The 12,803-nt window shown below is 40.4% G+C and carries 9 protein-coding genes; 7 read left to right on the top strand and 2 right to left on the bottom strand.

What is annotated here, in order from left to right; genetic code table 11:
• Positions 1–333 precede the first annotated feature (333 nt).
• Positions 334–930 carry a LysE family translocator gene (locus P255_RS10275; RefSeq protein WP_004901870.1) on the top strand — a complete coding sequence of 199 codons (597 nt, stop codon included), beginning with the start codon at positions 334–336 and terminating at the stop codon, positions 928–930.
• An 81-nt stretch (positions 931–1,011) separates the two neighbouring features.
• Positions 1,012–1,581 (top strand): dCTP deaminase, encoded by a 570-nt coding sequence (gene dcd, locus P255_RS10270; protein WP_004901867.1) that lies wholly within the window; start codon positions 1,012–1,014, stop codon positions 1,579–1,581.
• 67 nt (positions 1,582–1,648) lie between these two features.
• Here the strand turns inward: dcd and P255_RS10265 are convergent, their stop codons facing one another.
• Together P255_RS10265 and P255_RS10260 are read right to left on the bottom strand one after the other, a co-directional pair.
• On the bottom strand, positions 1,649–3,364 hold the full coding sequence (locus tag P255_RS10265; RefSeq protein WP_004901865.1) for a proline--tRNA ligase: 1,716 nt from the start codon (positions 3,362–3,364) through the stop codon (positions 1,649–1,651).
• Between the two features lie 103 nt (positions 3,365–3,467).
• A complete protein-coding gene (locus P255_RS10260; RefSeq protein WP_004901863.1) occupies positions 3,468–4,082 on the bottom strand; it encodes a hypothetical protein in 615 nt (204 codons plus the stop codon).
• 288 nt (positions 4,083–4,370) lie between these two features.
• On the opposite strand from P255_RS10260, the gene pilG reads away from it, so the two are divergent.
• The 5 genes from pilG (at position 4,371) to P255_RS10235 (ending at position 12,795) form a co-directional block, all read left to right on the top strand.
• Positions 4,371–4,754 (top strand): twitching motility response regulator PilG, encoded by a 384-nt coding sequence (gene pilG / locus P255_RS10255; protein ID WP_004901860.1) that lies wholly within the window; start codon positions 4,371–4,373, stop codon positions 4,752–4,754.
• 21 nt (positions 4,755–4,775) lie between these two features.
• Positions 4,776–5,144, top strand: a complete 369-nt coding sequence (locus tag P255_RS10250) for a response regulator (RefSeq protein WP_004901857.1) — start codon at positions 4,776–4,778, stop codon at positions 5,142–5,144.
• Between the two features lie 3 nt (positions 5,145–5,147).
• The gene (locus P255_RS10245; protein ID WP_004901852.1) at positions 5,148–5,675 is read left to right on the top strand and encodes a chemotaxis protein CheW; all 528 of its coding nucleotides are present in this window, start codon (positions 5,148–5,150) and stop codon (positions 5,673–5,675) included.
• Between the two features lie 46 nt (positions 5,676–5,721).
• Entirely contained in the window at positions 5,722–7,794 is a 2,073-nt protein-coding gene (locus P255_RS10240) for a methyl-accepting chemotaxis protein (protein ID WP_004901851.1), read from the top strand.
• A gap of 123 nt (positions 7,795–7,917) precedes the next feature.
• A complete protein-coding gene (locus P255_RS10235) occupies positions 7,918–12,795 on the top strand; it encodes an Hpt domain-containing protein (protein WP_004901849.1) in 4,878 nt (1,625 codons plus the stop codon).
• Positions 12,796–12,803 lie beyond the last annotated feature (8 nt).

Here is a 12,803-nt window from a genome sequence, read left to right as displayed (position 1 = left end):
CTCAAATTTAATCGATTCAACATCACTCAATATATATTGGGTCATTTCCACTTTATGCAAGCAAACTTAGCGGGAGCTTAATTGTCTGCACTTTTACATTGCGCTGCCAAAACGATGTGTAACATGCATTATAAAATAGCATAGAATCTGCCTGTATTGGCTATTTTGATCATTTCAGTTGCCCTGTATAGTCGCCCATGGTCTAATTTGAATTATTTAAGATACTGAAAATATGTATTTTATTTTATTTATTTAAAAATTGTTACAATTACTTTTTTGCCTTGATTGGCAAAATGCCATACTTTGGCGACGATCAACTTTGGAGGTCAGTGGATGATATCTTGGTTATTTCTCGGTTCTGTAATTACAATTTTATTTACACCTGGTCCAACCAACACTTTATTGGCTTCTTCAGGTATTCGAACAGGACTAAAAACATCATTAAAACTTATTCCAGCAGAAACATTGGGTTATCTAATTGCGATTACCTTGTGGGGCATTCTGATTAGTTTTGTCGAACAGTGTTTACCACTATTACCGAAATTGCTCCAGCTTTTGAGCGCGAGTTATATGTTGTATTTGGCAGTTAAGCTTTGGAAAACTGCGAACCATGATTTAGATCTGCAACAATCCGTGATTCAGCCGAGAGAATTATTTGTTGCAACTTTATTTAACCCTAAAGGTTTGGTGTTTGCATCGGTCATTTTTCCTAAAATGGTTTGGCAGAGCGCAGCGCTTTACTTGCTACATATTGGGGTATTTTTATTACTCATCGTTCCGATCGCTTTTTGCTGGATTCTGTTAGGCACCTATCTCACTAAAAATAAAATTTCTTGGTTAAACCCGTGTAATTTGCAGCGAACTGCTTCTTTAATTCTGATGTCTTTTTCTGTTCCCCTGAGTTATTCAGCCCTGATTCGTTTATATTGAGTTTTGATCATGGTCAAAAAGCCGAATTTCAGTTAAAGTACAGCCCAATTAAAGATTGATTTATGATTTTGGAATAGCTACATGGCCATTAAGTCTGATCGTTGGATTCGCGAAATGAGTGAGCAACACGGTATGATCGAACCGTTTGCACCCAATCAGGTTCGCTTTAATGAACAAGGTGAGAAGTTAATTTCTTACGGTGTCTCTAGTTACGGTTATGATGTTCGCTGTGCACCTGAATTTAAAGTCTTTACCAATGTACATTCTGCAATTGTCGACCCTAAAAACTTTGATGATAAAAGCTTTATCGACATTGAATCCGATGTATGTATTATCCCGCCAAATTCGTTTGCTCTAGCACGTACCGTTGAGTATTTCCGCATTCCACGTAATGTTCTGACTGTGTGTCTAGGCAAGTCAACCTATGCACGTTGCGGTATTATTGTGAATGTGACACCGCTTGAACCTGAATGGGAAGGGCATGTCACTTTAGAATTTTCAAATACTACAAACTTGCCTGCACGTATTTATGCGGGTGAAGGTGTTGCACAAATGTTGTTCTTCGAATCTGATGAAGTGTGCGAAACGTCTTATAAAGACCGTGGTGGTAAGTACCAAGGTCAGCAAGGTGTAACATTGCCAAAAGCTTAATTCAGTGGACTGATGGCAAGACATAAAAAATCCCGCAAATTTGCGGGATTTTTTTATGCGGCTAAAATTAGCCTTTTAGTTTTGCAAGAAGCTCATCTTTACTGATATTGACAGATTCAGCATCGCGGCGACCTTTATATTCAAAAGTACCTGCGTCTAAGCCTTTTTCACCAATAACAATACGATGTGGAATACCCACTAGCTCAAGATCGGAGAATTTTACGCCTGGGCGCTCGTTACGATCATCTAGCAATACATCAAAACCTTGCGCTTGTAATTCTGCATAGAGTGCTTCAGCAGCTTCTAAAGTGCGCGGTGATTTGTGTGCATTCATTGGTACGATTGCCACTTCAAATGGTGCAATCGCTGATGGCCAAATAATCCCTTTGTCATCGTAGTTTTGCTCGATTGCAGAAGCCACCACACGGGTCACCCCAATACCGTAACAGCCCATAGTCACGGTGAGAGGTTTACCATCTTCACCTAGAACCTTACAGCCTAAAGCTTCAGAGTATTTTTGACCCAACTGGAAGATATGACCGACTTCAATACCACGTTTAATTTGTAAAACGCCTTTGCCATCTGGAGATGGGTCGCCGTCTACGACATTGCGTAAGTCATAAACTTCACTGATTTGAGCGTCACGTTCCCAGTTCACACCAGTAGCATGTCGATCAACCTGATTCGCACCTGCAACAAAGTCAGACAACACTGATGCAGCACGGTCAACAATGACAGTTAAACCTTTTTCAACTAAACCTTGTGGACCTGTGAAACCAGCAGTTAAACCATATTGTTGCAATTGAGCTTCAGTGGCAAAAGTCAGTGGAGCAGCAATTAGTGGATGCTTTTCAGCTTTGATTTCATTCAGCTCATGATCGCCACGCAGGAACAGTGCCACGACAGGAACATTTCCATCTTCTTGTGCAATACCTTGAACCAAAAGCGCTTTTACAGACTGTTTCGGATCTGACTTTAAGAATGCACAAACATCAGCGATAGTTTTAGTATTAGGTGTTTCTACAACTTGAAGTTCTTGAGCAGGTGCTTGGCGTTCACCAACCAATACAGCTTCGGCTTTTTCCACGTTAGCAGCGTAATCAGATTCAGTTGAAAATACGATATCGTCTTCACCACTTTCTGCAAGTACATGGAATTCATGTGAGCCTGAACCGCCGATTGAGCCAGTATCTGCTTGTACTGGGCGGAAATTTAAGCCTAAGCGCGTGAAGATACGGCAATAAGTGTCATACATCACATCATAAGTTTCTTGTAAAGAAGCTTGATCGATATGGAACGAATACGCATCTTTCATCACAAATTCGCGTGAACGCATTACACCAAAGCGGGGACGTATTTCATCACGAAACTTAGTTTGAATCTGATAGAAATTGATCGGCAGTTGTTTGTAGCTTTTTAATTCATTACGAGCCAAGTCGGTAATGACTTCTTCGTGCGTTGGGCCAAGTACAAACGGATTGCCATGACGATCTTTAAAACGGAGTAATTCAGGACCATATTGCACATAGCGGCCAGATTCTTCCCAAAGGCTGGCAGGCTGAGTCACCGGCATAAACACTTCTAACGCATGAGAACGGTTCATTTCTTCGCGCACAATTGCTTCAACTTTATTTAGCACACGTTTACCCATTGGCAGCCAAGTATATAAACCTGATGCCAATTTACGAATCATGCCAGCTCGAAGCATTAACTGGTGCGAAATAACTTCCGCATCGTTTGGGGTTTCTCTTAACGTTGCAAATAAAAAGCGACTCGCGCGCATGGAGGTTATCCTGATACTTTAAGGTGAAAAAATTATACGATAAAAACGGCTCAAAATGAGCGAAGCATTTGAATTGAAAAATTATGACATGAATTTTACAGGATTATTCCATTAATTTTAAACGAGAGATAATCTTGTCATATTTAAGCTGAGTATCCCGATAATTATTTTGCAAATCTAGAATCGCATTTTTGCTGTGGTTGATCGCCTGATCATTTTGTTGAATGCGCTCTTTGAGTGAAGCAGGGACAGACTTGCCTTGACGTATATATTGCATTTCTTCACGACGTAGTGATACTTGGTCCTGATAAGTATCTTGGGTGTGTCGCTGTTGAATACTGATTTGAATTTTAATTGCTTTTAACGCGTCTAGTTTTTTTAACTCGGCTGTTCGACTGGAAGTATATGCTTGTTTGAGTCGAAGATCGGTTTCACGCTGTTTGGATTGTATGCCATAGGATTGGGCGTTTTGTTGTGATCGTTCAGCGTTAAAAGCAGGGACATGACGAATGATCTGCATTCTTCGGTCAAGAACATCGTAGCCCTGTTTAATATGAGCTGAAGAAACGGAAGAGCTAATCGTGGCAACGCCATTGCGATCATAATAACGATACCAGGCAGGCGTGGGTAAGTTATCGGCAAGCGTGAGAGAGGAAATTGAAAATGGTATAAAAAAATAGATGATTATTTTTAGCAATTTTAGCTGGTTAAATGTCATGATGTTCCCGAAAATTGAAAAAGATAATCAAATTTTTATTCATACAGATCATATTATCGGCTAAGGCTTTTATCTGACTCAAGACTAAATTTAAGTTTTTAATGAAAAAAAGGTAGACTAATCAGCTAAAAGTTAATAATTTGTTGGCTGTATCACCAAAAGTCGGCAAACTAGCAGAAAAGCTTCGTTGAAAAAGCAATAAAATAGATGTTTAATATCTGTAAATAACTGTGAAAACCCATATACATACTGCTGATTTTCATTGTTCCAATGGGAAGGGATCATTAAATGCAAGAAGATAACCCAAAAAATTTAAAAGTTATGGTAATTGATGATTCAAAAACCATTCGCCGTACAGCTGAAACGCTTTTACAACGTGAAGGATATGAGGTTGTGACCGCAGTAGATGGATTTGAGGCATTGTCAAAAATTGCTGAAACAAATCCAGATATTGTATTCGTTGATATTATGATGCCTCGCTTAGATGGCTACCAAACTTGTGCTTTAATCAAAAATTCACAACAATATCAAAATATTCCAATTATCATGTTGTCGAGTAAAGATAGCTTGTTTGATCAGGCAAAAGGTCGTATTGTGGGTTCAGATCAATATCTGACTAAACCTTTTAGTAAAGATGAATTGATTGATGCAATTCGTACACATGTTGCATAAGAGTTTTGGGAAAATTAAATAATGGCACGTATTTTAATCGTAGATGATTCTCCTACAGAAACTTTTCGTTTTAAAGAGATTTTGACTAAGCATGGCTATGAAGTACTTGATGCAAGCAATGGCGCCGATGGTGTTACCTTGGCTGAGGCCGCACTTCCAGATTTAATTTTGATGGATGTGGTTATGCCTGGTGTTAATGGTTTTCAGGCGACCCGTCAAATTACGCGTGCTGAGAAAACCAAACATATTCCGATTATTATTGTGAGTACTAAAGATCAGGCAACTGACCGTGTTTGGGGTAAACGTCAGGGTGCTCGTGATTATTTAACAAAACCTGTGGAAGAAGAAGCATTAATCGAAGTAATAAAACAATATCTTAATGCGGGATAAACTATGGCAGCAAATGGTTTTATCGAATTACTTCGCCTAGCAAAACGAGGAAATAAGAACTATACCTCAAGTGAAAATGAAGTAAATCGATGGTCAGGTATTGCGTTTGAAATGTTGGGGCAGTTCTTCGTTGCCCCACTTGGGGAAGTATCAGAAGTCATTTATTATCCACATTATACGCTGATTCCCAATAGCCATTCATGGCTAAAGGGATTGGCAAATATTCGTGGTCGACTTCTTTCAATTACAGATTTGCCTGAATACTTTTCAGGTGAACCGAGTCGTAATCCAAGCCAACAAAAAGTATTATGTATTAGTCATCAAGACCAATATTTAGGCTTGGCTGTAGATCAAGTGCTTGGTATTCAACATTTCAATAAAAGAAGCTTCTTTTCAAGTAATAGATCTTTAGATCAACGACTCCAAAAATACTGTCAAGGCTATTTTAGCCAACACCAACGAGACTGGAATATTTTCTTATTCAGCCGAATGCTGAAAGATACTGAATATATGAATGCCGCGATAAAGTAATAAATGATTACATCGCTTAAATATTGCGATTCTGGGGAGAAGCTGGATGGGCTTTTTTGATAAATTAAAAGGTACAACAACAGACCAAATCAGTTTAAATAGTGATGAAGGCTTTGTTCGTAAGATAAAAGACACGCTTGATGCGACTTCGGACACATTTGGTGACCGTGAGCGTGCAAAACCATTTATTCAGATGGGGTTGGTGTGTGCGGTCGTTTCTTTTGTACTTTTATTGGTTCTGGCATATAGCGTACCGCGTAACAAAACCCAGACTGAAAGTTTGGGTGAGTTACGTTTGTTATCTCAGATGATTTCCCGTCAAGCAACTGATGCAACAGCATCGGGTTCTGAGGACTCGGTTAAAAAACTTAAAAACTTACAACAACAATTCAATGCAAGTTTGGCAAGTTTAAAAACAGTTCATAGCCGTGTCGACAATTTAAAGAAAGTTGAAGACCAATGGGCGCAAACTTCGAAAAATATTGATACCATCGTTCAAAATGAAAAAATCCTGAACAAATTGTACGATACCAATGTTGCAATTGGTCAGGTTGTTCCTGGTATGCAGGCGCAATATAATGCTGTAGTCGACCAAATGGTACACAGCAATATGCCGAGTAGTCAGGTTGTTATTGCAAAAAACCAAGTGTTGATTGCTGAACGTATTTTACGTTCAATTGATGCAATTTTATCAGTATCAGACACCTCGAAAGAATCAGCAGATGACTTTAAAACAGATGCCGATACTTTTGGTAAGTATCTCAATGCACAATTAAATGGTAGTGCAGAGTTAGGTGTAGCACGTATTGATGATCCAGATTTACGCGATGAGCTTACTGAAATTCAGACTGAGTATAATCAGGTAATCAAAACTGGTGCGACAGTACTTTTCAATAACTCTGCTAAAGTTGCAGCTGTACAGAAATCAACAGCACAAATCTTTAACCAGTCTGGTGATTTGCTTGCATCATTAAATAAATTATCAACTACAGCATCTGCAACAATTTACTTCTCATTCATGTTAATTATGAGCTTTGTTGGATTCTTATACTGTGCATATCGCCTTTTAAGCCTACGTGGTGAAGCAGATAAAGTCCGTATGGAAAGCTTGCAAGAAGAATATGACCGTAACCAGAATGCGATTTTACGTTTACTTGACGAAATCGCCGATTTGGCAGATGGTGACTTGCGTAGTTACGCAACAGTATCGGAAGACTTTACTGGTGCGATTGCTGACTCTATTAACTTTGCGATTGACCAGTTACGTGACTTGGTATCTCGAATTAATGATACGTCTCAAGAAGTTGCGCGTTATTCTCAAGGTACACAGCACATTACCAACCAGCTTGCTGAAGCAGCAGAACATCAGGCGCAAGAGATTGCTGGTGCCTCAGCTGCAATGAATGAAATGGCATTGTCTATTGACCAGGTATCTACCAACGCAACAGAATCTGCAGAGGTTGCGCAGCGTTCGGTTGTCATCGCGGCGAATGGCGCGGATGTTGTAAACCGTTCGATCGAAGGTATGGATAATATTCGTGAGCAGATTCAAGAAACCTCAAAACGTATTAAACGTTTGGGTGAATCTTCTCAAGAGATTGGGAACATCGTCTCTCTGATTAACGATATTGCCGACCAAACGAACATCTTGGCTTTGAATGCTGCAATTCAGGCATCTATGGCAGGTGAAGCAGGTCGTGGTTTCGCGGTGGTTGCCGATGAAGTCCAGCGTCTTGCGGAACGTTCAGCATCTGCAACCAAACAGATTGAAAACCTTGTAAAAACCATTCAGGCCGATACCAACGAAGCCGTTATCTCCATGGAACATACGACTGCCGAGGTTGTACGTGGTGCGAACTTGGCGAAAGATGCAGGGGTTGCCTTGGATGAGATTCAAAACGTATCGAAAGCATTGGCACAGTTGATTGACAACATTTCAAATGCTGCACAATTGCAGTCAGCATCTGCAAGTCACATTGCCAATACGATGAACGTTGTACAAGACATTACATCGCAAACAACGACTTCAAGTTTTGATACAGCACGATCTGTTTCTGAGTTGGCAAATATGGCGGAGTCACTCCGTGAATCTGTAACAGACTTTAAGTTACCTGAATAAATAACTTTTGTCTGTTGAAAGGGTTTCTTGTTTACGAATGAGAAACCCTTGGAGCAACCGCAGTAGCTAGATGTCTCTAGCTTGCGCTCAACAATATCAAGCTAAACAGAAGAAGTTTGAGCGATGAAAGAAATACTAAAAAATTTGGTAACAACGATCTCGTTGCCTGAAGATGGCTATTTAGAACAGGATGCTGAGATTTTAGAGATCTTTGTTGAAGAGCTTCAGGAAATCTTGGCTGAATTTGAGCATCTATTTCCATTGTGGTTAGCAGATGCTAATAATGAAGAGTATTTAAAAGACATTCGCCGTCATTTCCATACCTTAAAAGGATCTGGGCGAATGGTTGGGGCTTATCAAGCGGGTGAGCTGGCTTGGACAACTGAAGATCTACTCAATCGAGTCATGGCGAAAAGTGTCGATTTGTCTTCTCAGATTCAGCAATTTGCTTTGGCATGCTTTCGGGTTTTTCAATATAAGCTTTATCCATTATTGCAACAGCAGCAGGCTTTAACCTTAGACTTGCGCCCAATGGTATTGCTTGGACAACAGTTACAGCAACAGCAAACCCCAGATACTGCTTTACAAGATCTTTTGACTGTCACTGCGAACTTGCAGAGTGAAGCCGATATTACAGGGCTTGAGTTGGTTGATGCTAGTGATGCTAAGCAATCTGAAACCAAAGATGTTGTGGTTGATATTGCCTTGCCTGTTGAGCAATTAGTCGATGTTGATTTGGTTGATCAACCCGCTTCTGTACAGGCTAAAGAAGAAATCGTATTTTCTGAGACCTTAACAATTTATTTGGAAGAGGCATTAGAGCATTTAGATACGATTAATCAGTTTGTTCAACAACTTGATCCATCTGCAAAACAGATTGATGCGTTAATTCGTGCTTTACATACCTTAAAAGGTAGTTCGGGCATGGCACATATTGAACCAATTTTTCAAGCGAGTGCGAATGTTGAACATGCTTTAAAGGCACATTTACAAAAAGAGCAATCTTTGACAGATGCGGAAACGGATCTACTGGTGAACTTCTCTAAGTTTATCAACACGTATCTGGCCGATCTGAAACAAGAAACGACTGAACAAAGCCTTGGTGCAGCTGAAGAGTTTGAACGTACTTGGCATGAGTATCAGGAAAATCAGCAACATACTAAAGATGCATTAAATATTAGTGGTTTAATCAATGACATTATGGCATTGAATATTGACCATTTGCTGGATGCTGAGCATGATTTTGAAAAATCTGTTAAAGATGATCCAACACACTATCTTGCAACTTTAATTCAAGAAGCCACTATTCTTGGCGAGTATACTGATCAATTTTCAACACTTGCATTGCCTCAGTTGGCAGATAAGTTGAAATCTTGCTATCAGGTTGTTTTAGATAAAACATGGTTACTGGATTCTGACTATACTTTTGAGCTATTTGATGATGCCCATCAAGAGTTGATTCATTACTTTGACTTACTTGCAACGGGACAAATGGTTTATTTGTCGAGCCAGACAGAGCATGTCCTGAATGATTTGTTGGATTGGTTACAGCAACAGCAGCCAGAGCATGCAACAGAGACTGAAACCAGCTTTGATATATCAACTTATGTACAACGATTAGCGAAAGATCAACAGGCTTTGGATCAAGGTGCAGTAACGGTTCTTGATGATCAAGAGCTTATAGATGTATTCCTTGATGAGGCTGATGACCTGCTGGCACAGGTTGATCACTCATTTAATGTGTATCAGCAAGAACCTGAACACATTAAGGCATTGAATCATTTGATGCGTTATTTGCATACCTTAAAGGGTGGTGCAAATATGATTCAGGCGAAAAATATTGGTTTGATTGCGCATGATCTGGAAACAATTTTTGAACGTCTGATTAATCGACAATTGCAAACATCACCGAAACTGGTAGCAGTATTGCGTTTGGTTCTTGATGCGATTGCGGATCGTATAGATTTGGTACGTCAATCACGAATTGATTATTCTGCAGTGGCAACAGTACAAGTCTTGCATGAGTTATTGAAGCCGAGTATCAGTCGTCGTGCTGAGCAGACTCAAGTCAACAGTGCACCTGTTGAGCCAATTGTGGTTAAAACTCCTGCACCAGTCTTAGCTGAACCAGAGATCAATGTAAATGATCCAATCAGCCGTGTCGCGCAGCGTATCTTTAGTGATCATCTTGCAGTTGAAAGCGCACAAGTCACTCGCTTGCCAGATACTGACCTGAATCTGATTTTCCTAGATGAAGCAGAAGATTTGCTGGTACAACTTGATCATGACTTTAATGCATATTTGCATGAAAATTATAAGCCTGAATATCTGAATGTCTTGATGCGCCATTTGCATACCCTTAAAGGTGGTGCAAATATGATTCAGGCGACTCAGATCGGTTTAATTGCGCATGAACTAGAAACCGTTTATGAGAAACTGATTTATCAGCAATTGCAGCCAACCGAATATTTACTTGCAGTCTTACGTCTGGCACAAGATCAGATCGCTGAACGTGTTGAAGTGATTCAGCAAAAAGGAATTGATTATCCAGCAACGGCGATTCTACAAGTTTTACATGAACTTGCTACTGTTGAAGAGAAAGCAGCTGCACAATCAGTTATTCTTGAGCCTATAGTTGATCAGTCTGAAGATACGGATCAAGCGGTTGAATTACAAGAATTGATTCAGCAAAGCTTTATTGAAGAAACTCAAGAGCTTATTCAAAAAATTCAGACGCAGTTGCAGCGTTGGTTTGATCAGCGTACCAATCGTAGTTTGCTGCTTGAATTGCAACGTGATACGCACACTATCAAGGGTGCTGCACGTATGGCGGGGGTTCAACCTGTCATCGATATTACAACGGCATTGGAAAATACATTCGAACAATTTGCATTACGCCAGTTTAGTTCAAATGTATATGATGGCTTATTGCTCAATATCGTTGCATGGTTGCAGCAGGCGATTCAATCGAATCAATATGATGGTCTAGAAACGCTGAAACAGCAGTTGACTTCGATCGAGTTTATTGATGTCTCTGCACAATTACCGCAACAAGCTTCTAGTCATCTTGATTTTGCCAATAATCCATTTGCTGGCTTTATTGAAGGGGATGGTACAGAACCTCCTTCAATGCTGGGTGAGTGGGATACTGAAAATACTACAGATCAAAATAATGAGATGATTCGTATTTCAGCAAGTCTAGTTGAGACAATGATCAACTTGACAGGTGAAAATGCGATTAACCGTTCGCGTATTGAAATGGGAATCAGCCAGTTCACTACCACGCTCAATGAAATGGAACTGGCAATTCAGCGTTTGTCTGATCAGTTGCGTCGAATGGAAGGCGAACTTGAAACTCAGATTATTGCCAAGCATGGAATGGAAAATTCTCGCTATGCTGATTTTGACCCTTTGGAGATGGACCAATATTCATCTTTGAATCAATTGTCTAAATCATTGGCGGAATCTGCATCGGATTTGATCGACTTTAAAGTGACATTAGCTGATAAAGTTCGTGATGCAGAAGCGTTACTGTTGCAACAGTCCCGTATTCAGGCAGAAATGCAAGATGGCTTGATGCGTGTACGTCTCGTACCATTCTCGCGTATTTTAAGTCGTTTACAACGTCTGGTTCGCCAAACCTCATCAACCTTGAATCGTGCCGTCAATTTAAATATTGTCAATCAAGATGTTGAACTTGACCGAAGTATTTTGGAGCGATTGGTTACGCCGTTGGAACACATGATGCGTAACGCGATTGACCATGGGATTGAGTCGGCAGAAGAACGTTTAGCACAGCATAAGCCTGAAGCAGGACGTATTGAGATTGAAATCAGCCGTCAGGGTTCTGATATTGTGGTTGAGGTGCGTGACGATGGGCGAGGAATTAATCCGAGTAAGATCGAAAACAAAGCCCGCCAGCTAGGTTTGATTAGTGCTGATCATAATTTAAGTCAGCAGGAAATTTTACAATACATCTTCCATTCTGGTTTCACGACAGCAAAAGAAGTTACACAGATTTCTGGTCGTGGTGTTGGGCTGGATGTTGTACAAAGTGAAATTAAAACCCTCGGTGGACACGTTTCTATTCAATCTGAGCAAGGTCGGGGAACTACGTTTATTATCCGTGTTCCAACAACGGTTGCGGTCAGCGATGCCTTGATGGTGAAAGTTGCGGATCAACAGTTTGCAATTCCATTGACTCAGATTGAGCGTATTGTACGAATTTCTCCACAAGCTCTAGCAGATTACTTTGCAGGGAATGATGAAGCCTTCGGTATTGATGGGCAAAAGTATAAACTGCGTTATGTCTCTGAATTTGTCGGGCATCAGCCAGTACCTCGTTTAAGTGGTGTGGGGCATTCGTTACCTGTACTGCTAATTAAAGGTCATAATAACCAGACAGTTGCCTTGTTGGTTGATCAGTTGATTGGCTCTCGTGCACAAATTGTAGTGAAACCACTGGGTCAGCAATTGGCAAAAATTGATGTGATTGGTGGTGCAACGATTTTGGGTGATGGTCAAGTTTGTCTGATTCTTGATGGTCATAATATTGCGCGCCGTATCCAAAGCACTCAGCGTACAGCTGCTCTATCTGAACAGCGCCGTGATGTTGCCAAAGTTACTCGTGCTCGCCGATTAGTGATGATTGTCGATGACTCGGTGACAGTACGTAAAGTAACATCGCGCTTATTAGAACGTCATGGTTATGATGTAGTGACGGCAAAAGATGGTGTAGATGCGATTGAACAAATTGAGCATATCAAGCCAGATGTGATGTTGCTCGATATCGAAATGCCTCGCATGGACGGTTTCGAAGTCACCAATACATTGCGTCATCATGCAGTTTACCGTGATTTACCAATCATCATGATTACATCGCGTACAGGTGAAAAACATCGTGAGCGTGCATTTAGTCTAGGTGTAACTCACTATATGGGTAAACCATTCCAGGAAGCAGATTTGTTGCACCATATTGAGCAAATCTTGGCAGAGGCTTGAGGAATAGC

Origin of the sequence: Acinetobacter brisouii CIP 110357, from assembly GCF_000488275.1 — a bacterium.
GTDB classification, from domain to species: domain Bacteria; phylum Pseudomonadota; class Gammaproteobacteria; order Pseudomonadales; family Moraxellaceae; genus Acinetobacter; species Acinetobacter brisouii.
Note: the sequence above shows the minus strand (reverse complement) of the source record. Positions and strands in the feature narration are given on the sequence as shown.

What these genes read in the sequence shown, in the direction of transcription:
- P255_RS10275 (WP_004901870.1), top strand. Translation starts at nt 334, where the DNA reads ATGATATCTTGGTTATTTCTCGGTTCTGTAATTACAATTTTATTTACA.
- pilG (WP_004901860.1), top strand. Translation starts at nt 4,371, where the DNA reads ATGCAAGAAGATAACCCAAAAAATTTAAAAGTTATGGTAATTGATGAT.
- P255_RS10240 (WP_004901851.1), top strand. Translation starts at nt 5,722, where the DNA reads ATGGGCTTTTTTGATAAATTAAAAGGTACAACAACAGACCAAATCAGT.
- P255_RS10235 (WP_004901849.1), top strand. Translation starts at nt 7,918, where the DNA reads ATGAAAGAAATACTAAAAAATTTGGTAACAACGATCTCGTTGCCTGAA.
- P255_RS10260 (WP_004901863.1), bottom strand. Translation starts at nt 4,082, where the DNA reads ATGACATTTAACCAGCTAAAATTGCTAAAAATAATCATCTATTTTTTT.
- P255_RS10250 (WP_004901857.1), top strand. Translation starts at nt 4,776, where the DNA reads ATGGCACGTATTTTAATCGTAGATGATTCTCCTACAGAAACTTTTCGT.
- P255_RS10245 (WP_004901852.1), top strand. Translation starts at nt 5,148, where the DNA reads ATGGCAGCAAATGGTTTTATCGAATTACTTCGCCTAGCAAAACGAGGA.
- P255_RS10265 (WP_004901865.1), bottom strand. Translation starts at nt 3,364, where the DNA reads ATGCGCGCGAGTCGCTTTTTATTTGCAACGTTAAGAGAAACCCCAAAC.
- dcd (WP_004901867.1), top strand. Translation starts at nt 1,012, where the DNA reads ATGGCCATTAAGTCTGATCGTTGGATTCGCGAAATGAGTGAGCAACAC.